Raw genomic sequence first — 23,916 nt, 5'->3', positions numbered from 1 at the left:
TTTCTCTTGCAAATTCCACAAAAATACATTGGAAAATTCGGTTGATTATTCTGTGAAAAAATGTCGGATATCCGACAATAAAAACTGTACGGTCTTGACAATATGCTTAATTTTAAACAGTTTTCATCTATGGGTAGTAATTTCGGGCTTTCCGAAAATCAAATATCAGAATTTTTCCAGAGTGCAGCAATGGATATTGGTGCGAACTGCGGAATTTTAGTTTGGGAGACTGGGGATCAATCTGGATTTGAAGAAAGAGCCAGCTTTGGATACGAAGACCAAGGATTCTTTTATTCCTTCCTCGCACGAGGCCAAGGGAATTTGGAAAGGATGAAATCTCAAGAAAAGCCTCTAGTTTTCGCAAAAGATGAATACCCGTTATTTCTTGAAGACTCAGAATTTGCTGTGAGCGCAAAAATAACTGAGGGTGATCGGTTCGTAGGTTTCGTGCTTTTGGAACATGCTGGCAATCTTGAACAATCTACAATGACAACGTATCTTTTGGCAAAAGCTCTATCTAAACCGTTACCAAAAAAAGTTCCGACACTCTCGGCAAATGAGTTTGGATCTATCCGAGCAATCCTAGATTCGGATCCAGTTTTTGCTCAAACTGTTCAAACTGGTATTAGTAAAAAAGTTCTATACGTCTACGGTAGTTCTGCATCTGGAAAGAAGACTTTATCCAAATATTTACATAAATCGAGTGGTGGTAGCGGAGAGATTCTGATCATCGGAACGATTCCTGAGCAGCTTGGAAAACTTGAAAAGTCCATACTGAGCTGGGAGCAAATGGTTGAGAAATCAGGAAGTCTTGTCTTTGAGAATTCGGAAAATCTGACTTTGGGCCAGCAAAGAATTTTTTATGAATGGCTTACGGAATCTGATTTTTTAGGGAAGGTGATTTTCCTTGGAAATGGCCGAAAACCTAGAGAACCTTACTCGCCTTTTTGGGAGATTTTGGAAGACAATCAGATCCAAATCAAAAGCTTTTCGCAACTGGGAAGATCCATTCAGACTCAAATAGTCCAAAATATTTTCCAAGAACTTAGCCACGCAATTGGCAGAGAAAATCTTGGTATTGAGGATGAAGTAATAGAATTTATTATTGATAAAATGAAGGTCAACGATCTTGAGAATTTACGGAATATTCTCTCTACTCTTATATGGACTGCCAAATCGAACCCGGTTAGAGTCTCAGATATAGGGGAAAAGCCTAGCGATAATCAAGCAGTTACTGGGCTTCCAGATTCGGAAGATCTTGATCTCCCAAAATGCATAGAAGCGTTGGAGCGTCAGAAAATCATGCTGGCTTTTAAATTATTCTCGGGCAATCAATTAAGAATGGCAAAAGCTCTTAAGATTTCCAGGGGTTCCCTGCAATACAAAATGAAAAACTTGGGGCTATCATAATTTATGGAAGATTCTCTATACGAAGAAAGAAAAACCCCTGCTGGTTTTCTTGTGAAGGTTCGTCTTGCAAAAATGACCTACGTGGTTTTTACAGATCAGGGTCCTGAAGTTCCTCGCGGCTCCAAAAACAAATCCATAGTTGTTTCGGTTCCAAATGTAGCTTTTCTTGGCTCAGAATTTAACCTTGGGCATTTCCGATTGGGTGAATTGAGTTTTGTAAATGTTAAGGGAGGAAAATTGGTAATTCCATACCAGCATGGATATTCCAACGAGATCAAAACCATATTTCTCTCAACGGGGAGCGCAAGCGATATTTTGCCAGTTGTTGTGCAGCATTTCCAGAACAAAGAAGAACTCATTCACAATTGTGAAAATTCAAACCCGTTCAATCATTTAATTGTCGATGAAGATATTCCGCGCACGGATATGGTCTCGTTAAAGATCCGATTTCCCTCTATGAATATCTTGGTTATTAAGAAAAAAATTGTAAGCACTCCAGATCGTATCTCAGCTGTTGCCGCAGAAAAAGGAGATAAAGTCGTTGATTTCAATGCAGTGAGAGCGACAGATGTAATCAGCAATAGCAATCTCAATCAGTATTCTCAGAACCCCGTTTTTCTTGCTCGGATCCATCTCCGAAATATGGAGCTCGATAAAGTGAAGCAATTGCTTTTCGACTTCAAACTCAGCACACAAGACGTAACCTTTATCAGAACCTTTCTTGAGGTAATGATAAAGAATGAGTTCAGTAAAGATGAGCTTAGAGTTAACAAGGATAAGTTGATCGCCCTCAATGAAGCTTTCCGATTGTCTGTCCAAATCCTTGGATGGGAAGTGGATAATTTTGAAATGGAAATTCAGAAAGGTTTGGGCAAGGACATAGCGGCAATGTTGTACACTTTGCTTTCTAAAGAGCAAGACGAGTGTCGGGAACTAGAGAAAGAGCTAGTTCTCTGGGAATGGAAACTTAGAGTCAAAAAAATCCTTTCGACCTAAAAAAAACTTGCTTTTTTGACGAAAATGCCAGTAAATAGGTATATAAGTCATGAATTTAGAGAAAAAAATAATAAATCTGGCACGAATTTTTCGTGCAGGTGGGAAGGCTGAGAACAGCTCCACTCGAGCAAAATTTGAACCTGGGATTAATATTTCAGGAAAGATTTCTGCTCTGGGTTTCCTTGTTATATTTTTCTCTTTCTCTGGATCTTTGTATGCTCAGGATGATCAAGCTAATGCATCTAAATTCCATAATTCGGAAGTCGAGAGAATTTTTGCAATGGATGGTCAGCAAAGAAATTCGATCACCATGGTTGAATGGGAAGGGCAAGTTTCCGATCCTTCTCCAATCATCTTAGCCAACGAAGATAGAATCCAGATACAAGAAGACAAGCCTGCGCTCGGCTCAACTAAATCAGAGAACATCAATATTCTATCTTTTTCCATCCGACAAATTTCTGTTCCGGAACACAGAGTAGAAATTTCCAATTCTTGCAGCGGGTCAAGTCTCTACGTGATCGGAATTGGACAGCTTTCGAGAACAAAGGTCAATTCACCGAATTTCAATAACTCCTTCGCTAAGCTGAATGAAGAATTGGATTCGACATTATCTTTTTCAACGCTAATGGAAAATCTGCTAATCGGAGCCGCAAATCATTCGACCAACAATTTTTCAGGATTTTTCAATGGTGCCTTTCTCGGTGAATACAACGGAGATAGAAATTTTATTTCTATTGTCTCCAATGGCAACGAACGTATCACATTAATGATTCGAGTGGATAGAACTTCGAAATCTATCGATAGTCTGGGTTCAAGGTTTGGATTGAGTTCAGTAGGGTTGTTACCGAACTGCATTATTGCCAATAGCAAAACTGCGAATCTGCTGGATTACAAAACATTCCTATCAGTTAGAAATTCTAAGTTAATAGATCGGCAATCGAAAGTTGTGAACATTTTGTCCCGAATTTTAAGTGATACGGACAGCAATGCTTCAGCGGGAATAGGATTGCCAAAACGCTCTTACCAAGAGCAAAATAACATTGAAAAAATAGTCGTTTTTGAAAACATATCCGTATGGCTTCCAAACCAAAAAGAATCGCTTTCAATAAGCTCCTCGCTGCCATGCGAAGACTTTCAGTGGAAGTTAATGACCACGAGATCTGTAAACGCCTAGAAGTACTTATGCTTACGAGCAAAGAGGACTTGGCTCTCAGCTCAATTAAGATCCTAATTGACAAACCATTAGATTTTGAACCCAAAGAAGTACCTGAACCCTATACTCAATATGTAAGGCATTTTATCTATATGGTGAAGCGCAATGAGAGGCTTGGAAACGGACCCGTTGGATACGGAAGCGATGCAGATGGCTTAGAAAAAAAGGCAAAACCTAAGAAAGAGAAAATATCTTCTTCTAGTGTAACCCAAGAGAAAACAAAAGAGCCAACCAATAAGCCGATTCCATCACAAACTAGTAAGTCGGCTACAACCAAAAAAGTTGCAAAAAAGAAGAAAACTGCGACCAAATCCCCTTCAAAAAAATAAATTCCTAAATCCACTTCCAGAAAAAAGTGGATTATCAAAAATCCTCAAAAAACAAAATCTTTAGTGTAGGGTGCACAGTCCCAATAAGTGCTTAATTTTAAATATTTAATTGACTAAAATACGTCACTTTCTGCCCAAATACCGTTGTTTACTAGTAAATGCCAACGCAAGACCTTAATTGCCGAAATAAATTGCCTATATTTGAGCAATTATATAAAAGGTGGGCTTTGGTCAGTTGGAAATCTAAATGCCAAGCAGATTTGGTGATGGTTCAATCCCGAAACTAGGCAGTTACAAAAAGAGTGCCTTCAAAAGTTCAAAATTCGTCTTATAAACACGGTATCGGTGCGGAAAAAAGAGAAATATATACTCTATTTTTCCCGAAATAACTAACGAAATGCAATCAATTAGGTAGCAAATGACCATCATCCGTCAATAATCAAAGTCTATCCCAAGCTTTAGAATAGGGCATTTAGATCGCTGATTCAATGGTCAGAAATTTGAAGTTATAAAAAAGTTAGCAATTGGGATATCTAGCTAAGATCGCAGAGACCATAGGTATATCTGACCAAATTAGAAGAATAAACCAACCTACCGAGTTAAAGCCAAGTTCAACGATAAAAATCCTTTTTCCGTGATATGGCGTAGTCTGCTCATTATTTAAAGGAGATGTATCATCCGTGAAACATGCCATATTCCTGACAATTTGTCATTATAATGAAAATTTCCTACGTATGCCATTATGTCCTATTTAAAATAGATTCCAAACCTGGACGCATTCGGTAAATTTAGAAGAAATATGGCCGAATCTATTCGTTTAAGAGTTAAATGTCATGCCTGCGGTAATCAGATTGAAGGAACCGCCAAATACGGATCAGGGCATTATGTCTCAGAAGGTGTTCCTTTTGATTTTGTTGCTGTTGGCAAAGTAGAATCAGCAAAAGGTAGGCGAGTTAAGGCAGAAGTCACTTGCATCTGTCCAAATTGTGGTGTCACTTGCAAGTATGTAGTGTGAATCTAGAGACCGCCTAACATATATGCTCAAATATTTGCATATAAATGATTAAGTATTTACATTTGTCTAAAAATTGGCATAAAAAAGATTAATTTAGCGCGCTTCCTTGCTTTCTCGCGTGTAAGTCTCGAGTATCCGAAGCTTCGAAGTGAGTCAAATCCAATCGGTGAGCGGCTGGACCTTGTTCATCGATGTTACCTATATTTATTGCTTGTTATTAAGTGAATTAAGGCTTATTATTTTCAAATTAGATGTGCATAAATAATATAAATATGGATCGAATTTAGGCAGTATCGTCCAGAAGATCCTGTAGGAGAGCAGTCATCTTTATATCGTGCTTGGTTATTCCTGTAATTTTGAGAAAGGGTAATTTAGTCCTGAAGACTTATAGAATAATAGCGTTTCGGAATAGGAATGGAATTTAATGATTAATAATGGTCATAAATATGACTAGTATTATGGGATTTTTAATGAAATAAGCCTATCGTATTGGTATTTAAAAACAGAATTATGTAATCAATCAAAAATATACCTAAAAATAAGCAAAATATCGGATTTAGCATTTTCTATATTTTCTGTAATGAGACATAATTTTCTTACTCCCTTGGTATGAATAAACTCAGATCAAAATCCTTTGCATTCAAATTTCGAGTTGAAGGACATCTGAACGTAGCAAAGCATGGATAGAGATCTTAATTTAGCCATTTTATAATGATTTTTACCTCTTCAATATTTGCAAGCTTTCTGATACTTACTTTACTAATTTATTCATTTTATGGATTAATAATAAGCATTTACATCTCTTATTCAAAGCGAATGAAAAATGGAAAGGAGGGTCGAAGCGAACGGATTTTACTAAAATCTTCGAAAGATGAACTTATCGATCGAACTCCATCTCGCGATACTGGATACCGTGCGATCCTTCTGATTTCGTCTCTGGTTTTCTACTCTTTGTTGAATGGAAACCATATTTGCATTCTGATTTTAGTCGCATTTTCTGATTATTGCTTAGGATTAGGCATTAATTTAAATCGGAATCAGAAGCTAAGAAAACTGCTCTTGATTTTTTCTGTAACTATCGATTTGAGCGTTTTACTTTTCTTTAAGTATTTCGGTTTATTGATAGAAACATGCTCAGAATTGATCATTAAATTGATTAAATATTGTCAATTGCTTTTTGAGAATGCAGATTTCTGGTTTTCCGGCTCTAATGGAACCTTCGAGGGTAATGGTTTCGGTATTATCGGAGCAATAAGCACAGTTACTTCTCCCACTTGGATCTCGGAGATTGTTTTACCGCTTGGAATTTCCTTTTTTATCTTCCAGAGTATGAGCTATACGATTGATGTTTATCGATCTGTGATTAGACCGGAGACTTCTTTTTTTCGATATTTGTTGTATATTTCCTTTTTCCCTCAGCTTGTTGCAGGGCCGATTGTTAAGGCTAAGGAGTTTTTGCCTCAGTTATTGAAGCGGATTTCTTGGTCTGAAATTCCGTTGGCTGCTATCTTTGGATGGATTTTTCTTGGAATTTTTAAAAAGGCAGTTCTTGCGGATCGAATAGCCGAGATAAGTGATACTATTTATAAATACCCAGATGCCGTATCTTCGTCATTTACGTGGTTTGGAGTTTTCTCTTATAGTTTACAGATCTATTTGGATTTTAGTGGTTATACAGATATTGCAATCGGACTTGCACTTTTATTTGGTTTTAGGCTCTCAAAAAATTTCGATATGCCTTATACCTCATCTACGATTACGGATTTTTGGAATCGTTGGCATATAAGTCTGAGTTCTTGGCTCAGGGATTATTTGTATATTCCACTTGGTGGCAATCGGATTAGCAGATGGATTACGTTTAGAAATTTATTTATCGTGATGATGCTTGGTGGGATATGGCATGGTGCAAGCTGGAATTTTCTAGTCTGGGGTTGTATTCATGGAATTTTGCTCGCTATAGAAAGATATTTTCAATGGAAAGATCGAGTTAATCAATTCAATAGATTTACAAAAGGTATTTTGTCTATTGTAGTATTCTGCGCGGTGAGTTTTTTGTGGATTTTATTTCGGTCTCCCGACTGGAACACAACGGACCAAATAATCAATAATTTATTTGCGAATCGATCAGGACTCAATATTCCTTATTCGATGAGATTGGATCTCTTCTGGGTCAGTGCAATATGTTTGATAGGACATTATTTAGGTGCAACAAAAAGGCACCCGAGTTACTGGATGGAAAAGAAATTTACCTATCTGCATTCAATTGTAGCAGCTTTCGTACTGATCGCTTTTGTTCTATTGAGTGCTGATACCAAGCCTTTTATTTACTTTGTTTTCTGATGTATTGTAAAACTATGGAGGCATGAAGGCTTCAAATACTAAGTACGTTTTGGTATTTATTGTATCCATTTTCTTTATTGATTTTTTATTTTTCCGTTATTTACTCTGGGTTCTACCCAATACAAGTGCTTGGAATACGAACCATTTCTATAATTTTATTTATGAGACTAAGTCAATTAGCAATAAACCGAAGTCCAAACCAAGGATATTTATTGTTGGATCCAGTATCGCATACTATAGCATTGATCAGTCGCTCCTCTCCGAACAATTAAGAAAAGATATTGGTCAGGAAGTAGCAGTTGAATACTTTTCCTATGCAGGAAAAAGTCCTCTCTATTTATATTTGTTTTTGGAAGAATTATGGAAAATGGAACCAGATTTGGTCATTTATCCGGTAAATTTTATAGATTTTCGCCTACATCGAAGCTTTGTACTCGAACCTGGTAAGAAATTAGAAGACATGCGTGAAGAGGTATTGATCAAGGATGCTTTGGAATCGATTGAAGCTCCACAGGCAAAATACGTTTTTCCTTGGGAAACTCTTACTTATATGTGGAAATATTTGAGTTGGGAGCGCCGTTCAGAATTATTTATAGCTTCATTTTTTAAATTCTACGCATACAAAGATTTTTTTTGGGATAATTTATCGCGCGTATACAATCATAAATTTGGAAGAAATACAAGCTACCACGGTTACGCTGGTGTTCAGATACCAGAGCGTGTAAACTCTTTGGGTTGGACCGGGCGCGAATTTAGTTTTATGCCAACAGATGAGATCCAAGAGAAAGGATTTTGGATAGAAGTAGTTGATGATATTCTAGCGAAAGGACCGCTTGAAATAACGATTTCGAATCAGAAAACATCTCAGAAATTAATTATTGATTCACCGGGTTGGAAAAAAATTATTTTGGAACCTGAACTTTGTGACAGATCTATTGTAAAAGTTCATCTTTCTAACATATGGAAGGCATATGAATCAAATAGTTTCCTAAAGGATTATCACAGGGACGAATTGGGAGTAAGATTGTCGCAGACTTTTGGATTAGAAAAACCTAAAGTAGAAATGCAATACCAAAGAGAAGAAAGAACTGAGGATCTGCGCTATCTTGGGATGAGTGACACTGAATATAGAGAATATTTTTTCTATAGATTGCTTGCGGATTTAGAGTCTAGGCCTGGTATTCGATATCTTTATGAGCTTGCAGAAGCAAAAAAGAAATTAGCAAATGAAAAATTTCGTCCGATTATGCATTTTTATTATTTAAACAAAATATCCGATGAATTTAAGAAGAGAAATATTCCCTTGTTGATTATCAATAATCCCGAGAATCCAATTTCCTTGGAATGGTATCAAAATACTTCTTGGTATTCTGATTATTTAGATTATTTAAATAAAATGCAGGGCGATACAGTTCATTTTGTAGATTTAAAAGATGCTTTGCGAATGCAGGAATTCAGTGATTTTCACCATTTTACTTATAGTGGAATGATCAAAATGAATTCAATTTATGCTAAATATATCAAGAGAATTTCTGCTTTATAAAAATTGCATGTAAGACAGGCTAGGTTAAATTATCCATGAAAAAAGTAAAAGTTGGTATACTCGGAGCGACAGGATCTGTTGGTCAGAGATTTGTAGAATTATTAGAAAATCATAAACTCTTTGAAGTTGTGGCTCTCTGTGCATCGGAACGAAGTGTCGGCCAAAAATATGGTGAGTTGATGAAGTCTCGCTGGAAGATCTCAGGAGATATTCCAGAATACGTTAAAGATATAGTTGTAACATCTCCAACTCCATCCGAGACCCAAGGTGTACAAATTGTATTCTCAGGTTTAGATGCAAGTATCGCGGGTGAAGTAGAGACTGCATATGCACAAGCAGGAGTCCATGTAATTTCAAACAGTAAGAATCATCGCATGGTTCCCAATGTTCCGATTCTTAGTGCGGAAGTGAACCCAGAACATTTGGATGTACTGCAGTATCAGAAAACTCCCGGTAAAATTATAACTAATTCCAATTGTACGATCATGGGTGTAACAATTTCATTGAAGCCTTTGATGGATTTATTCGGTTTAGAATCTTTATTTTTATTTTCTATGCAAGCTGTCTCGGGTGCTGGATATCCAGGCGTTCCATCGATGGATATAATGGGCAATATCGTTCCATTCATCGGTGGTGAAGAAGATAAAGCTGAGATGGAACCACAAAAATGTTTGGGTCGTGTTGAGAACGGACAGATTGTTCCCGCAGATTTTAAAATGTCAGCACATTGCAATCGGGTCCCTATATTCGATGGACATACTGTTTGCTTATCCGTTAAACTTAAGAAGAAAGTAGATTCAAAAGAAATCATAGAAGCTTGGAAAAATTTTCGTGGTGAGCCACAGAAATTAGGACTTCCATCTGCTCCAGCCAATCCTATCGTTTATCGTGAAGAACAAGATCGTCCTCAACCAAGACTTGATTTAATGACCGGTAATGGTATGACTGTAGTTCTCGGAAGGCTTAGACCCGATCCGATCTTAGATTGGAAATATGTTGTGTTAAGTCACAATACAGTTCGTGGTGCTGCGGGTGCTGCAGTTCTCAATGCAGAATTAATTGTAAATAAGGGGCTAATCTAAACGGTTCACTTAGTTTAACCAGTTAGTATTCAAGCAGAATTATGCTAGATCCCAATCTCCCCGAGCTGAAAGTTTTGGATTATACACAAGCTTTGCAGCGTTCTCAATCATTAGAATCTAGGGGAGATTTTCTAAATAAGGGAATCTATAAATTATTGATTACGATTTACGAGTGGACAGAGAAGTTTACCGTAAATAAAATTCTTCCCAATCAAGATCAACTTGAGAGAGACTTGAGCTATGAGCCTGAGAAGCTAGAGTATTTTCTTTCCGAATACGCTATCCGAACTAGACCTCCATTAATAAAAAAATTGAATTATCTGGATTATGCTCCAACGGAAGGTTCTGGAGATACAGACGATCCTCGTGCCTATCTTAGGCATTCATCTGTCTTCTGCAGACCGACTTCAGCAGATGGAACGACATGTTATCGTTATGTGACTGGACTCAATGAGATTAGCATTGATGCGATTCGTCGATGGATCAATGAACGAAGGCAATCCACTAGTCCTGAGAAAATGCGACAGAACATCAATCGTGCGATAGAAGAGAATAGACTATATGACACCTATGCATCCACGGAAATTGGTGGTTTGTTCAATTGTATTTTCGATACAACAAAACAATTGAAAGATTCAACGATTGTTCTTCATCTCAAGCCCATACTAAAAAAGTTAGTCGAAGATAGGTTATTATTTTTTATTCGAAATGATAAAGCATCGAAAGCTGGTAATAAATCTCTGTTTTTTTATTTCAAAAAAGAGGAAATATTTACTAGATTAGAAATTTATATAGATTACATGCGAGATGTTATCGTAAAAGATCTTGTTCGGATTGGAGTTTTGGAAGAGCCAAGTGCAGAAGAATACGAAAACATCAAACCAACTGCGGAGAATATTCTCCGATTTCTAAGCGATTCTTATGGGGATCAGAAGACTGTTGTAGAAGAGATTATTCTACTTGCAGATTATTATAACCACGAGAAAGAAAAAGAATTCAAAGAACAAAAAAGAAAAGTTTTCGAAGATGTAATGGTGTACATTCAATCATCAGGAAAATTAATTGATATGAATTTTCTTAGGGTTCAAAGTGAATTTTTGGATGAGGAATCTAGGAATTCAATTCTTTCGAATCCGTCTATTTTGTATGCAGAATATGCGGACAGATTGAGTTATCATGAATATATTCTTCATAAAGATGGTATTCCTCAAGCTATCCAAAATGCAAAAAATATTTTTCTTTCAACGGGTAATGATGCTGAGCTAACAGTTTTGAGACTTATGGATGTTCATAGTCATGTCGACGATAGTGCTTTGATTCGCAATTTGGAAGAAATAGAGAATCGTGCTCTCTTTCGTCATCTTTCTTTTTTTACTTGGTTGTGGAGATCTCTGGTTGGTAATAAAGTTGTCCATCGATTCGAAGCAGATGCGATCAGAAATAAATTGAATCGTAAGCTGAAGGCTTTGATCAATGAACAGCGAACCAAATTTCTTGCAAAAGAAAAAACTCGAATCGCAGAAGAGCGAATCAAGAAAGACAAACCCTCTAGCGAAAAATCTGGTGATGGAAGCTTGCAATCACAGCGTTTGGAACTACTTGAAGAAGAAGGAAGTTCACCATCTATTCTTACGGAAAAACGAGCAGATAGCGAAGAAGATCCTAAGCTTAAAGCAAAGTTAGAAAAAATCCTTTCTGCCATGGACGAAGCTTGGGATTTTGGATACTATCCAGACCGCAATTACCTAATGGATAAACTTGAAGGCTCCATGGAAGAAGACGAATTGATTTCTTTTATGAAGAAAAAGGGTGGGAAGGATATTTATTCCTATCAGGTGCGCGACCAGATTGAAAAATATCCTTTTCCAATTCTTGTCTCCAAACAGTATCTGAAGAAAAATGGTAAAAGGTTACTAGAAAAAGCGATTGGAATCATTGAAGAGCAGAAAGCGGAATCTATGCCCAATCAAGAAAAATTTGATCTAGCTGTATCCTTGGCGGATTTTCTAGAGCGTATATTGCCAAAGTTGAAATAAGAATAGATGGAACAACAAACAAAGAATAATAATCCGAATCCTCTCCTCAAAGCAAGAAAAACGAAAATTATCTGTACGATCGGCCCCGCAACTGCTGACAAACAAATGATTAAGAAACTTGCAATGGCTGGAATGAATGTAGCTCGACTCAATATGTCACACGGCAATCATGATTTCCATCGCCAGATCATACGGAATATAAAGTCGCTTAACAAAGATACGGCGGGTGGCAATCCGATTGCGATTCTTATGGATACTCAAGGTCCTGAGATTCGGACTGGTGATGTTGACAATGAGTTGGATTTAAAAGTTGGAGAGACTTTTACTTTCCATGTGATTCCAGGTCGAGAAGCTGAAGCCAAATCTGTATTTGTAAATTATATTGATATAGTAAAAGATTTAAAAGTGGGCGATAAGGTTACAGTTGATAATGGATTGATCAACCTTGCCGTACAAGAAGTTCGCGAGGGAGAGTTACTTTGCAAGGTTCTCGACGGTGGTAAGCTTGGTTCGAGAAAGCATATCAATCTTCCTGGTATTCGTGTAAATATTCCAAGCATTACACAGAAAGATCTAAAAGATATTTTATTTGGATTAGAAGAAGAAATTGATTTTATTGCTCTATCGTTTGTTCGATCGGTTGATGATGTTATTCAATTAAGAAAGATCATCGAAGAAAAAGGAGCTCATGCTCAGATTGTTGCGAAGATTGAAGATCAAGAAGGCGTCAAAAATTTGGACGAGATCATCAATGTTTCTGATGGTGTGATGGTTGCTCGAGGTGATCTTGGAGTTGAAGTACCGCTGGAAGATCTTCCGATCATTCAGAGACGGATTATCAAGAAATGTGCGATCGAAGGCAAAAGAGTAATTGTTGCAACCCATCTACTTGAATCGATGATTCACAATCCGTCACCGACCCGTGCAGAAGTTACGGATGTTGCAAACGCTGTATACGAAGAAGCTGATGCGATCATGCTATCTGGTGAGACAGCAATGGGCAGTTATCCCGTTCGTTGTGTCGAGATGTTGGATAAAATATCTCGAAGAATTGAACAAAGTGGTGGAATGGGATATGTAAAATTGAAGGTCCCTAAAGACAAAAAAGAGGAAATGGCAAAGTCAGCTTCTGATCTTGCAGATTCTTTGAAATCTCCAGCAATCATAGTGATTACTCGTCGTGGTATTATGGCGAATCATGTTTCTTCCTTCCACCCGAGTACGGCGATCGTTCACGCCTTTACCAATATGACTTCTGTTCGAAGAAAGTTGTGGCTCAATCGTGGGGTGATTCCTTATCGAATGGACTTTTCAAGCGATCCAGAAAAAACCATCAAACAAGCGATTGAGACACTTTTGAAGGAAAAAATGGTCGAAAAAGGTGATCGTGTTGTGATTCTTTCCGATGCAATTGCAGGCGAAGAACGCGTGGATACGATCCAAATCCGTGAAGTGAAATAAAAAATTTCAAATACTGGTCGTTTTTCCTAATTTTGTCTTGACGATATCAAGAATTCTTGATATGTTGATATTTAGATATCATGGTAACGATCCTCTCCGATGTTCTGAATAGGCAAAAATCTGCCATTTTACCGGCACTCAAATCTGTGTCGGACGAGACTCGTGTTCGGATCTTGCATATTTTATCTTACGGAGATTTCTCAGTGAATGAGATCATAGAGATTCTTTCTATGGGTCAGTCTCGAATTTCAAGACATCTCAAAATTCTTGCAGATGCAGGACTGCTCAAATCTCGAAGAGAAGGTTCGTGGGTTTATTATGGGCTTGTAGAAAAAAATCAAGATTTCGCCGCAGAACTTACGAATTTAATTATTTCCTATATAGAAGATCTACCAAGTCGCGAGACGGATCAGCGTAACGCAAATATTGTCCTTGGCAAAAGAGCCGAGAGAAGCCAGGAATTTTTCAATAATCTTGGTGAGAAATGGGAAAAAGTTCAAGAAGAGTTTATCAATTCTAATATTTATAGAGCAAAATTGGTCGATTCCATCCCAGCTAACACGAACTTGGTTCTTGATTTAGGTTGTGGACCGGGAGTAATGATACCTTATCTTTTGGAACGCAGTGAGAAGGTTCTGGCAGTCGATTCATCTTCTGTGATGATTGAAGCAGTCAAGAAAGAATACAAAAATGATAAACGTGTCCAAGTTGAATATGCTCATTTAGAAAACTTACCAATCAAATCTGGAACTGCAGATTGCGTTGTTGCTTCCATGGTTTTGCATCATATTTCTGATCCAATCAAAGTACTGAATGAAGTCGCTCGTTGCTTGAGTATTGGTGGCATTTTTTCTATTGTTGATCTAGTAAAACACAATCAAGAATTTATGCGTGAGAAATATGCAGATCTATGGTTGGGTTTTGAGACTAAGATTCTTATCAATTGGTTGGTCTCTTCTGGATTTGAAGTGATAGTAGATGAAGAGATACAAACAGATTCCGTTTTTAAAATTATTTTTATTAAAGCAAAGAAAAAGGAGGACTTAAATGTCCGCAACAGCAACTAAAACTACAGTGTTACCTTATAAAGTGAAAGATATTTCTCTCGCTGAATGGGGAAGAAAAGAAATTGAAATGGCAGAGAAAGAAATGCCAGGTCTTATGGGAATTAGAGCAGAATATGGAAAGTCTAAACCTCTAAAAGGTGCAAGAATCGCAGGATCTCTTCACATGACTATCCAAACTGCTGTATTGATTGAAACCTTAATCGAATTGGGCGCAGAAATTCGTTGGTCTTCTTGTAATATTTTCTCTACACAAGATCACGCTGCAGCCGCAATCGCTGCAAAAGGAATCCCAGTTTTTGCATGGAAAGGTGAGACAGAAGAAGAATATTGGTGGTGCCTTGATCAGACAATCTACTTCGATGACAAAGGAACTGGACCAAACATGATCCTTGATGACGGTGGTGACCTAACTCATGTTATGCATACGAAATATCCTGAACTCATGAAAGATGTTCGTGGTATATCCGAAGAAACAACTACAGGCGTTATGGCTCTGAACAAGATGCTTAAGAAAGGTGAATTGAAAGTTCCAGCAATCAACGTAAATGATTCTGTAACCAAGTCTAAATTTGATAACCTTTATGGCTGTCGTGAATCACTTGCAGATGGTATCAAAAGAGCAACAGACGTTATGCTTGCTGGTAAATTGTGTATCGTTTGTGGTTATGGTGATGTTGGAAAAGGTTCCGCTGCATCTCTTCGTAACTTCGGTGCTAGAGTAGTAATCACAGAGATCGATCCAATCTGTGCTCTTCAAGCTTGTATGGAAGGTTACCAAGTTCTTCGAGTAGAAGATATTATTGAGCAAGCTGATATCATTGTTACTGCGACCGGAAATGATGACATCATAACTTACGAGCATATGAAAGCGATGAAAGACGGTGCGATTCTATGTAACATCGGACATTTTGACACAGAGATCCAAATGGCTCGTATCAATGCTGATAAAGCTGTTACAAAAACAGAAATCAAACCTCAAGTTGACAAGTATACTTTCCCAGATGGTAAAACAATTATCATTCTTGCTGAAGGTAGATTGGTAAACTTAGGTTGTGCTACAGGTCATCCATCTTTCGTAATGTCGACTTCATTCTCAAACCAAGTTCTTGCACAGATTGAACTTTGGAATAACAAGTATGAATTGGGCGTTTATAGATTGCCTAAGCAATTGGATGAAAAGGTTGCAGCTTTCCATCTAGAAAATCTTGGAGTAAGACTCACAAAACTGAATCCAAAACAAGCTGACTATCTAGGTGTTCCTCAAGAAGGACCTTACAAGCCAGAGCATTACAGATACTAAGATCGGATCTTAGTTTTAAAATTTGGGATAGCAGAGACTCCAATTTTTTGGAGCTCGCATCCCAAGTATTTTTGGTTTTGATATGGGCAGTTTAAAAATTGAATAAGGAATGGGATGCTTAAGACAGTGCTGCCTCTGTCCTCTAAACTCCATCTAGAATATGACTTACGTAGTAACAGAGTTATGTGTTGATTGTAAATATACAAGTTGTGCGGCAGTATGTCCGGTAGAAGCTTTTCATGAAGCTGATGATATTTTATATATAAATCCCGATACTTGCATAGATTGCAATGCTTGCATGTACGAATGCCCGATTGAGGCGATTTTTCCAGATTATGAAGTTCCAGAGAAATTCAAATCTTGGACACAGAAAAACGCTGATGAAGCAGCCAAATTTCCCGTGATTTTGAATTCTAAGGCTGCGTTAAAGGGTCCGAAATGCGTGGATCCAAGCAAATAATCGTAATCGGTTAGAAGCTTTTATCTATTGATAGAATTTTGCATATATACAATAGTTTTAATTAATTACCAAATATTGTATATAGTGTTTGTAACATGGAATGATCTAATTATCATATATTGTAAATAGCGTATTTCAATTGGAATATATGATATAGATCGCATAGCACTGTATTGTGCATGAATGAATCAGCAGGTCGGAAAACCTGCTTAATATCAATTGAAAACAGGAGAAAGAATGAAATTTCCAAAATATACAACGGAATCCTCGAAATTATTACTGAGTTTATTAGAAAAAGAGATACTTATCTTAGATGGTGCAATGGGCACTATGATCCAGAAATATCCACTGACAGAAGAGGACTTTCGGGGTGAGCGTTTTAAAGATCATAAATTCCCGCTCAAAGGCAACAATGATCTTCTCTCAATAACTAGACCTGATATAATTTCTGATATACAGCTAAAATTTCTGGAAGCTGGAGTGAATATTTTGGAGACGAATACTTTCTCAGCAAATAAAATCTCACAGGCTGATTATAAATTAGAAGAGTTGGTTGTAGAACTAAACAAAGCATCCGTAGAATGTGCGTTAGATGCCAAAAGAAGATTTCATGAGAAGGATCCAACAAGACCTATTTTTATAGCAGGAGCGATTGGCCCGACCAATAGAACAGCTTCCATGTCTCCTGATGTGAACAACCCAGCTTACAGGGCAACGAGCTTTGATGAATTGGTATCCATTTATTCTGAACAAACTCGTGCCCTTATTGAAGCAGGTGTAGACATTCTGCTTCCTGAGACTACTTTTGATACTCTGAATTTGAAAGCGGCAATATTTGCTATTGAGAATGTTTTTGATGAAATGAAAGTTCGTCTTCCTGTATCAATATCAGTAACAATTACGGATGCGTCTGGACGAACTCTTTCAGGTCAAACTGCCGAAGCATTCTACAACTCGATACGTCATGCAAGACCTCTTAGCGTTGGCATCAATTGTGCATTAGGTGCTGAAGAGATGAAGCCTTATATAGCGGAAATTTCTAGAATTGCTGAATGTTATGTTTCTTGTTATCCGAATGCAGGACTACCGAATGCATTCGGTGGATATGACCAGACTCCCGAAGAATTCGGTAAATGGCTTGGAGTTTTTGCAAAAGAAGGATATCTGAATATTGCTGGCGGATGTTGCGGAACAACACCAGAACACGTCGGTGCTGGTGCAATTGAAGTGAGAAAACATTCACCAAGGAAACTGAAGACTATCGTTCCGCAATGTAGACTTTCTGGCTTGGAACCTCTGAATATTACACCGTCAATCGGATTCTTAATGGTTGGTGAGCGTACAAATGTTACGGGATCTCCAAAATTTAAGAAGCTGATTCTAGAAGATAAATTCGATGAGGCAGTATCTGTTGCAGCTCAGCAAGTAGAAGCTGGTGCAAATATTATAGATATAAATTTTGATGAAGCGATGTTAGATGGTGAAGCATCCATGACTCATTATCTGAATTTGATTGCGGCAGAACCAGATATAACAAAAGTCCCCTTTATGATTGATTCATCAAAGTGGTCGGTCATTGAAGCTGGACTAAAATGTATCCAAGGTAAACCCATCGTCAATTCGATTTCTCTCAAAGAAGGAGAAGCAAAATTCATAGAGCACGCAATCAAAGTCCAAAGATACGGTGCGGCAGTAATTGTAATGGCTTTTGATGAGAACGGGCAAGCCGCAACGAAAGACGAAAAAATTAGGATTTGTAAAAGAGCTTACGATCTACTTGTAGAGAATGCCAATTTTGATCCTCAAGATATTATTTTTGATCCAAACATTCTAACAGTTGGAACAGGGATCGAAGAGCATAATAATTATGCTGTAGATTTTATTGAAGCTACACGTGAGATCAAGAAGCTTTGCCCTGGTGCTAAAGTCAGTGGTGGATTATCGAACATTTCGTTCTCTTTTCGAGGTAACAATCCCGTTCGTGAAGCTATGCATTCTGCATTTTTGTACCATGCGATCCAAGCTGGAATGGATATGGCGATTGTGAATGCTGGTATGCTCGAAGTCTATGAAGAGATTGATCCAGAATTAAAAGAACTAGTGGAAGATGTTCTTTTGAACCGTCGCCCCGATGCTACTGAACGTATGATTGATCGAGCTGAGTCCTTCAAAGGGGATGGAGCTAAGATTGAGAAGAAAACAGACGAATGGAGAAATGGCACCGTTGAACAGAGGTTAACTCATTCGCTTGTTAAGGGGATTGATGAATTTGTAGAAATTGATACAGAAGAAGCCAGAGCTAAGCTCGATAAGCCATTGGATGTGATCGAAGGCCCACTTATGGATGGAATGAGAGTAGTTGGTGATCTTTTTGGTGCAGGCAAAATGTTCCTTCCTCAAGTAGTAAAGTCTGCACGCGTTATGAAGAAGGCGGTAGCATACTTACTTCCTTTTATGGAAGAAGAGAAGAAGAAAAACAAAGACAATTCTAAACAACAGAAATTTCTTATTGCGACAGTTAAAGGTGATGTTCATGACATTGGTAAGAACATTGTTGGTGTAGTTCTCGCATGCAATAATTATGAAGTGATTGATCTAGGCGTTATGGTGGCTACTGATAAAATCTTGGATGAAGCAAGAAAGCATAATGCGGATATTATAGGATTATCGGGTTTGATTACACCTTCCTTAGATGAGATGGTTGGCGTAGCCGAAGAAATGGAGAAGCAAGGATTCAAAGTTCCTTTGTTGATCGGTGGAGCAACTACGAGTCCAGCGCATACGGCCGTTAAAGTATCTCCAGCTTATTCAAGTCCTGTGGTTCATGTTCTAGATGCCTCTCGAGTTGTGAATGTCGTCAACTCTTTGTTGAATCCGAAAACGAAAGATGCGTATCTCGAAGAACTACAGAAAGAACAGAATCGTATAAGAGAAAATTACTACAATCGTCAAAACGAACGAAATCTTGTCTCTCTTGAGTCAGCTCGTGCAAATCGTACGCCAATAGACTGGTCAACATACACTCCATATAAACCATCATTCATTGGAACAAAAGTCTATGATAACTTCTCATTGAGTGAGATTGCTGAATTTATCGACTGGTCACCGTTCTTTCATACTTGGGAGCTCAAAGGAAGATACCCGATGATTTTGGAAGATCCAAATATGGGTGAGCAGGCTCGCATACTTTTTGCTGATGCTCAGAAAATGTTAAAAGAAGTTATTGATACAAAGGCATTTCGTGCAAGAGCTGTTGTTGGATTTTTTCCAGCAAATGCAGTTGGTGAGGATGTTGAAGTGTATACGGATGAGTCCAGAAAAGAAGTAAAAACTATTTTTCATATGTTAAGACAAGAAATGGATAAACCAGACGGGCAGCCTAACTATTCTTTGGTGGATTTTATCGCACCAAAAGATTCTGGTAAGACCGATTATATTGGAGGCTTTGCTGTAACCACAGGTCATGGTGTGGATGAATATGCGTTAGGCTTTGCCGACAAAAACGATGACTACAATTCTATTCTAGCCAAAGCAATTGGAGATAGACTAGCTGAGGCATTTGCAGAACTCATGCATAAAAAGATTCGAGAAGAGTGGGGCTATGGTAAGGATGAAAATCTGAGTTCGGATGATTTGATTCGAGAAAAATACCAAGGTATTCGACCAGCTGCTGGTTATCCAGCTTCTCCTGATCATACTGAGAAATTTACTCTATTCTCACTTATGGATGTAACCGAGACTACAGGTATTAGCCTAACGGAAAATTGTGCAATGTGGCCTGCGAGTTCGGTGAGTGGGTTGTATTTCTCTCATCCTGAGTCCAGGTATTTTGCAGTTGGTAAAATATCTAAGGATCAAGTGGAAGATTATGCTGTTCGCAAGAAAATGACAACGGACGAAGTGGAAAAATGGCTAGAGCCTTATCTAGAATATGATAGAAGAAAAGCGGCTGCTGTAGTCTGAGCTATCTTTCTGCTGAATCGGAGTCTACATCTCAGTGGTAATTTTCGAATATTTGAATGTAGATCGAATGTAGTCTAATCTCTATGCATGCACATACCACAACATATTCTGGGAAATTTCAGCCAGATGAAGAATATAGTTTTCATCCAAAATTGAAAGCTTGGCTCATAGAATATTGGAATCTAACATCCGATGAACTGGTTGATATCCAGGAATTTGGATGTGACGATAATAATTGTCCCGTTTTTGAGACTTTGATTACGGCGAAGGATTCATCTGATCAAAGCAAGACTCGGATTTTGAAATTGGGTAAACCAAAAGAAAATATTACCAAGCAAGATTTAATTCTTTCCATTCGTAAGCAGGTCGGCAAATGATAGCTGGAAATGAGCGAAAGAAATGATATTTATTTACTAAGGCAATATAGCAATTGGTCTGAACAAGGAATAGACCAGGCACTCAAGGAATCAGTCTATAGACCTTTTGTTTCTTGGGCATTTTTCTTAAGAATATTTTTCCTAAGTATCGGAGTAAGTTTTGTTGCCCTAGCTATAGTTTTCTTCTTTGCATATAATTGGGCTTCCTTACATAAATTTATAAAAATCGGAATCATTGAATCTCTCTTATTGTTGATCTGCGGTCTGATTGTATTCACCAAATGGAATGATGTTGTCAAAAATATCTTATTAACCTCTATCAGCTTGCTTGTTGGAGTTTTGTTCGGAGTGTTCGGACAGATCTATCAGACTGGCGCTGATGCTTACGATTTTTTTATCGGCTGGACAATTTGTATTTCCATTTGGGTGGTAATCTCCAATTTTTCTGCCTTATGGTTGCTATATATTGGGCTTATCAATACATCTATTTATTTATTTTTTGAACAAACGCAAAATGGCATAAGTGACAATCTAATCTTCCTTTTTATTTTCCTATTCAATCTGATCGTATTGTCATTTAGCATTAGCTATAATGAATATAAGAAGAATCTGATTATTCCTAATTGGTTCATTTATGTAGTTGGATCGGTGGCACTTTGTTTTTCTACATTGGGAATGGTTTTTGGAATGTTCACTCCGGGGAAATACTTTACTTTACTAGCTCTTGTGACATTCTTATCTTACTTAGGAGGAATGATATATGGTGTTTTGAAGAATCAAAGATTTTTCATCGCAGCCATTGCGTACAGTTTTATTATAATTAGTTCTGCATTTTTTATAAAGCAAAGTGATGATGCATTAATGTTTCTTTTCGTGACAGTTTATATCGTATTTACTGTTTGGATTGTCACTCACCTTATCTTGTTTGGGAATAGGATCAGTAAATCATGAATGATAAGTTGAAAAATTTAATCTTAAAAACGAAGCAAGCTGAAGGATCAAAATTTGTTTATGATGAAGAAAAAATAATTTCTGAATCAGAATTACAATCTAAAAATTCCATATCGATTGCTATGCTCGGCTTTACTATGTTTGGAGCGCTCCTTTCTAGTTTAGCTTTTTTCGGTTTTCTGATGCTTTTTGAATTCAATAGTTCGTATTATACTTTGTTAATTTTGGGCTTGATACTGATTGCTGGTTCCATTTATATGAGCACGATAGTACATGAATTGGTATATGAATCGTTTATAATATCTGCTTATCTTTCTGGGATTATACTTGTTGGATATAGTCTTTTTGGGTTGGATTTAAATGATAATCTTGTATCAATCGCTATGTTAGCAATTGCCATAGTGACAATTATTTTTTCTCCCAGTTATATGGTCTTGTTACTGGCTGTGTTGTCCATTCATACAAGCTTGATTTCTCTAATCAATTGGAATCTTCAAGATTATTATGGAGAGATCAATTATATTTATACAATTCTACTGGCTTGGTTCATAACATTTTTACTTATGAAAGAATCTTTTATAATAGCAAGATATAATAAATTGAGCAAAATCTATGATCCAGTTAGATTGGGTTCTATTGCAGTTTTTCTTGTAATTTTCTTTTTGAATACATTGTCATTCTCTAATTTTGATTTTGAGAAGAATTCAATTCTTCAAGCGCTAACATCCATTATGATAATTGGATGTATATTGGTTTTTATCTTTTATCGATTGAGTAGGGTTCTCGGTTTAAATGATAACGAACGAATTTTAGCTTTGGTTTTAACATTTGTTTTGTTAATTCCAACTCTGTTCTATCCAGCTATATCTGGATCTTTTTTGATTATATTTTTGTGCTTTTATGTAAATTATAATTCGGGATTGGTCGCAGGTTTGGTTGGACTTGTATATTTTCTTTTCCAATACTACTATAATCTTAGTTTTACATTGATAGAAAAATCAGGGATTCTTTTGGTTTCTGGGTTACTCTGTCTTGGAATTTATTCTGTTATTATTAAAAGATTCCCTAAGGATTTCAAGAATGAAGCTCAATAATTTTAAATCAGTTTTTATTTTGGGTAATTTATCACTTCTGTTGATTTACCTGAATTATTCAGTTATGAATAAAGAAGAGTTACTTGCCAAAGGAGAGTTGATTAAGTTCGAACTTGCACCAGTTGATCCAAGATCCTTGATTCAAGGCGACTATATGGAGCTTAGATATGCGATTACAAATGAGATGAATATCGATGATATTCCTAAACGAGGCTTTATTGTTGTGACTTTAGATTCCAATGGTATTGGACAACGTGTTCGTCTTCAGGATGATATTCAACCATTGAATGATGGAGAATATGTGATCCGATATTCAAAAGGATTCAGTCGTTCCAATCTTTCTATCGGAGCTGAATCTTATTTTTTTGAAGAAGGATCTGCGTCTCAATTTGAGAAAGCAAAATATGGTGGATTGATGGTTGATCGTGTTGGCAACAGCTTACTTGTAGGTATGTATGATGCAGAAGGCAATAAACTATAATGCTTAGTATTTAAAATTTTCTTACTGATTATTCAATTTAGATTTCTTTAGAATCTCCCATTGATCAGTTAACCATACCGACGATTCAATAGTTTTGCCATCTTTGAATTTAATAAGATAGGGAATTCCTGTCATTGATGATTTGGTTGCTATATGCTTGATGAAATTAGGAATTGTAGAAATCATTCCGCGAGAAGATTTCATTTTCAATTCCATATGCTGCCTTGCTTGTAATGCTGTATATTCGGATCCGTTTCTAATATAGATACAATTGCAATTCTCTAAATTATTTAGCAATGTCTGTAAGTCTTGATCAAATTCAGATTGTACTTGTGCGTACGAATTGTATCCAAGTATTGGTATCATTACCAATAATGCAGAGACAATCCATAATTTTAAGCTTCTGATCGAGTTCACGACTACTGATTTTTATTGATTTTATCCGTAACTTTGAGGCGAAATTCTGCCGATCCGAAACTTGCTTCTATAGCAATGATTTCTGGTGCAATATAAGGATGTTTGCTCGCAATCATTTCTTCAATTGCTGGAATTTTGTCTTCATAAGTTTTCATCATGAGCTTGAATTCTTTATCAACTGTGAGATGTCCATCCCACATATACATGACTTCTACGTCAGGGAAAAAAGTAGCACTCGCTATGAGTTTTTGTTCTAGAAGAGTTGATACAAACTCATCTGCCCAATCGCGATCGTTAATCGCTGTGTATACGATATATTCTTTCATAATAAACTATTTCATATTATCCGAATAGTCATTACAAGAAAAAAATTATTTCAAA

Annotated in this window: 20 protein-coding genes; 18 read left to right on the top strand and 2 right to left on the bottom strand. The window is 37.1% G+C overall.

Features of this window, described 5'->3' with window-relative positions:
* The first annotated feature begins 129 nt into the window (after positions 1-129).
* From O4O04_RS01515 to O4O04_RS01430, 18 genes are all read left to right on the top strand, one after another.
* Positions 130-1,410: a helix-turn-helix domain-containing protein gene (locus O4O04_RS01515; protein WP_272531494.1), complete on the top strand. Its 1,281-nt coding sequence runs from the start codon at positions 130-132 to the stop codon at positions 1,408-1,410.
* Between the two features lie 3 nt (positions 1,411-1,413).
* Positions 1,414-2,406 carry a hypothetical protein gene (locus O4O04_RS01510; protein ID WP_272531493.1) on the top strand — a complete coding sequence of 331 codons (993 nt, stop codon included), beginning with the start codon at positions 1,414-1,416 and terminating at the stop codon, positions 2,404-2,406.
* A gap of 49 nt (positions 2,407-2,455) precedes the next feature.
* Positions 2,456-3,580, top strand: coding sequence for a hypothetical protein (locus O4O04_RS01505; RefSeq protein WP_272531491.1), 1,125 nt, complete (start codon positions 2,456-2,458; stop codon positions 3,578-3,580).
* Positions 3,481-3,948 carry a hypothetical protein gene (locus O4O04_RS20395; protein WP_336297477.1) on the top strand — a complete coding sequence of 156 codons (468 nt, stop codon included), beginning with the start codon at positions 3,481-3,483 and terminating at the stop codon, positions 3,946-3,948. Before O4O04_RS01505 ends, O4O04_RS20395 begins: the two co-directional genes overlap by 100 nt.
* 799 nt (positions 3,949-4,747) lie before the next feature.
* On the top strand, positions 4,748-4,963 hold the full coding sequence (locus O4O04_RS01495) for a hypothetical protein (protein ID WP_272531490.1): 216 nt from the start codon (positions 4,748-4,750) through the stop codon (positions 4,961-4,963).
* An 816-nt stretch (positions 4,964-5,779) separates the two neighbouring features.
* Positions 5,780-7,303 (top strand): MBOAT family O-acyltransferase, encoded by a 1,524-nt coding sequence (locus O4O04_RS01490; protein ID WP_272531489.1) that lies wholly within the window; start codon positions 5,780-5,782, stop codon positions 7,301-7,303.
* 22 nt (positions 7,304-7,325) lie between these two features.
* A complete protein-coding gene (locus O4O04_RS01485) occupies positions 7,326-8,846 on the top strand; it encodes a hypothetical protein (protein WP_272531488.1) in 1,521 nt (506 codons plus the stop codon).
* A gap of 35 nt (positions 8,847-8,881) precedes the next feature.
* Positions 8,882-9,928 (top strand): aspartate-semialdehyde dehydrogenase, encoded by a 1,047-nt coding sequence (gene asd / locus O4O04_RS01480; protein WP_272531487.1) that lies wholly within the window; start codon positions 8,882-8,884, stop codon positions 9,926-9,928.
* 41 nt (positions 9,929-9,969) lie between these two features.
* A complete protein-coding gene (locus O4O04_RS01475; RefSeq protein WP_272531485.1) occupies positions 9,970-11,964 on the top strand; it encodes a hypothetical protein in 1,995 nt (664 codons plus the stop codon).
* 6 nt (positions 11,965-11,970) lie between these two features.
* The gene (gene pyk, locus O4O04_RS01470) at positions 11,971-13,425 is read left to right on the top strand and encodes a pyruvate kinase (RefSeq protein WP_272531484.1); all 1,455 of its coding nucleotides are present in this window, start codon (positions 11,971-11,973) and stop codon (positions 13,423-13,425) included.
* 80 nt (positions 13,426-13,505) lie between these two features.
* A complete protein-coding gene (locus tag O4O04_RS01465) occupies positions 13,506-14,492 on the top strand; it encodes an ArsR/SmtB family transcription factor (RefSeq protein WP_272531483.1) in 987 nt (328 codons plus the stop codon).
* Positions 14,473-15,792, top strand: coding sequence for an adenosylhomocysteinase (gene ahcY / locus O4O04_RS01460; RefSeq protein WP_272531481.1), 1,320 nt, complete (start codon positions 14,473-14,475; stop codon positions 15,790-15,792). The genes O4O04_RS01465 and ahcY overlap by 20 nt, the downstream gene beginning before the upstream one ends.
* Before the next feature lie 160 nt (positions 15,793-15,952).
* On the top strand, positions 15,953-16,252 hold the full coding sequence (locus tag O4O04_RS01455) for an indolepyruvate ferredoxin oxidoreductase subunit alpha (protein WP_272531479.1): 300 nt from the start codon (positions 15,953-15,955) through the stop codon (positions 16,250-16,252).
* Between the two features lie 237 nt (positions 16,253-16,489).
* The gene (gene metH / locus O4O04_RS01450; protein ID WP_272531478.1) at positions 16,490-20,215 is read left to right on the top strand and encodes a methionine synthase; all 3,726 of its coding nucleotides are present in this window, start codon (positions 16,490-16,492) and stop codon (positions 20,213-20,215) included.
* An 83-nt stretch (positions 20,216-20,298) separates the two neighbouring features.
* On the top strand, positions 20,299-20,592 hold the full coding sequence (locus O4O04_RS01445) for a ubiquitin family protein (RefSeq protein WP_272531477.1): 294 nt from the start codon (positions 20,299-20,301) through the stop codon (positions 20,590-20,592).
* 9 nt (positions 20,593-20,601) lie between these two features.
* The gene (locus tag O4O04_RS01440; RefSeq protein ID WP_272531476.1) at positions 20,602-21,543 is read left to right on the top strand and encodes a DUF2157 domain-containing protein; all 942 of its coding nucleotides are present in this window, start codon (positions 20,602-20,604) and stop codon (positions 21,541-21,543) included.
* Positions 21,540-22,637: a DUF4401 domain-containing protein gene (locus tag O4O04_RS01435; RefSeq protein WP_272531474.1), complete on the top strand. Its 1,098-nt coding sequence runs from the start codon at positions 21,540-21,542 to the stop codon at positions 22,635-22,637. The genes O4O04_RS01440 and O4O04_RS01435 overlap by 4 nt, the downstream gene beginning before the upstream one ends.
* Complete coding sequence (locus tag O4O04_RS01430; RefSeq protein ID WP_272531473.1) at positions 22,624-23,118, top strand: GDYXXLXY domain-containing protein; 495 nt, start codon at positions 22,624-22,626, stop codon at positions 23,116-23,118. The genes O4O04_RS01435 and O4O04_RS01430 overlap by 14 nt, the downstream gene beginning before the upstream one ends.
* Before the next feature lie 21 nt (positions 23,119-23,139).
* On the opposite strand, the gene O4O04_RS01425 is transcribed toward O4O04_RS01430, so the two are convergent.
* Together O4O04_RS01425 and cutA are read right to left on the bottom strand one after the other, a co-directional pair.
* Positions 23,140-23,535, bottom strand: coding sequence for a DUF5329 family protein (locus O4O04_RS01425; RefSeq protein WP_272531472.1), 396 nt, complete (start codon positions 23,533-23,535; stop codon positions 23,140-23,142).
* Positions 23,536-23,537: 2 nt separating this feature from the next.
* The gene (gene cutA, locus O4O04_RS01420; RefSeq protein ID WP_272531471.1) at positions 23,538-23,861 is read right to left on the bottom strand and encodes a divalent-cation tolerance protein CutA; all 324 of its coding nucleotides are present in this window, start codon (positions 23,859-23,861) and stop codon (positions 23,538-23,540) included.
* Positions 23,862-23,916: the final 55 nt, after the last annotated feature.

It is taken from the genome of Leptospira sp. GIMC2001 (assembly GCF_028462125.1).
Lineage (GTDB): Bacteria > Spirochaetota > Leptospiria > Leptospirales > Leptospiraceae.
Note: the sequence above shows the minus strand (reverse complement) of the source record. Positions and strands in the feature narration are given on the sequence as shown.

Excerpts from the sequence above, each read along its gene's own strand:
- O4O04_RS01490 (WP_272531489.1), top strand. The coding sequence starts at position 5,780 with ATGAAAAATGGAAAGGAGGGTCGAAGCGAACGGATTTTACTAAAATCT.
- cutA (WP_272531471.1), bottom strand. The coding sequence starts at position 23,861 with ATGAAAGAATATATCGTATACACAGCGATTAACGATCGCGATTGGGCA.
- O4O04_RS01435 (WP_272531474.1), top strand. The coding sequence starts at position 21,540 with ATGAATGATAAGTTGAAAAATTTAATCTTAAAAACGAAGCAAGCTGAA.
- O4O04_RS01445 (WP_272531477.1), top strand. The coding sequence starts at position 20,299 with ATGCATGCACATACCACAACATATTCTGGGAAATTTCAGCCAGATGAA.
- O4O04_RS01510 (WP_272531493.1), top strand. The coding sequence starts at position 1,414 with ATGGAAGATTCTCTATACGAAGAAAGAAAAACCCCTGCTGGTTTTCTT.
- O4O04_RS01515 (WP_272531494.1), top strand. The coding sequence starts at position 130 with ATGGGTAGTAATTTCGGGCTTTCCGAAAATCAAATATCAGAATTTTTC.
- ahcY (WP_272531481.1), top strand. The coding sequence starts at position 14,473 with ATGTCCGCAACAGCAACTAAAACTACAGTGTTACCTTATAAAGTGAAA.
- O4O04_RS01455 (WP_272531479.1), top strand. The coding sequence starts at position 15,953 with ATGACTTACGTAGTAACAGAGTTATGTGTTGATTGTAAATATACAAGT.
- O4O04_RS01505 (WP_272531491.1), top strand. The coding sequence starts at position 2,456 with ATGAATTTAGAGAAAAAAATAATAAATCTGGCACGAATTTTTCGTGCA.
- O4O04_RS20395 (WP_336297477.1), top strand. The coding sequence starts at position 3,481 with ATGGCTTCCAAACCAAAAAGAATCGCTTTCAATAAGCTCCTCGCTGCC.
- O4O04_RS01465 (WP_272531483.1), top strand. The coding sequence starts at position 13,506 with ATGGTAACGATCCTCTCCGATGTTCTGAATAGGCAAAAATCTGCCATT.
- metH (WP_272531478.1), top strand. The coding sequence starts at position 16,490 with ATGAAATTTCCAAAATATACAACGGAATCCTCGAAATTATTACTGAGT.
- O4O04_RS01440 (WP_272531476.1), top strand. The coding sequence starts at position 20,602 with ATGAGCGAAAGAAATGATATTTATTTACTAAGGCAATATAGCAATTGG.
- O4O04_RS01430 (WP_272531473.1), top strand. The coding sequence starts at position 22,624 with ATGAAGCTCAATAATTTTAAATCAGTTTTTATTTTGGGTAATTTATCA.
- asd (WP_272531487.1), top strand. The coding sequence starts at position 8,882 with ATGAAAAAAGTAAAAGTTGGTATACTCGGAGCGACAGGATCTGTTGGT.
- pyk (WP_272531484.1), top strand. The coding sequence starts at position 11,971 with ATGGAACAACAAACAAAGAATAATAATCCGAATCCTCTCCTCAAAGCA.
- O4O04_RS01495 (WP_272531490.1), top strand. The coding sequence starts at position 4,748 with ATGGCCGAATCTATTCGTTTAAGAGTTAAATGTCATGCCTGCGGTAAT.
- O4O04_RS01475 (WP_272531485.1), top strand. The coding sequence starts at position 9,970 with ATGCTAGATCCCAATCTCCCCGAGCTGAAAGTTTTGGATTATACACAA.
- O4O04_RS01485 (WP_272531488.1), top strand. The coding sequence starts at position 7,326 with ATGAAGGCTTCAAATACTAAGTACGTTTTGGTATTTATTGTATCCATT.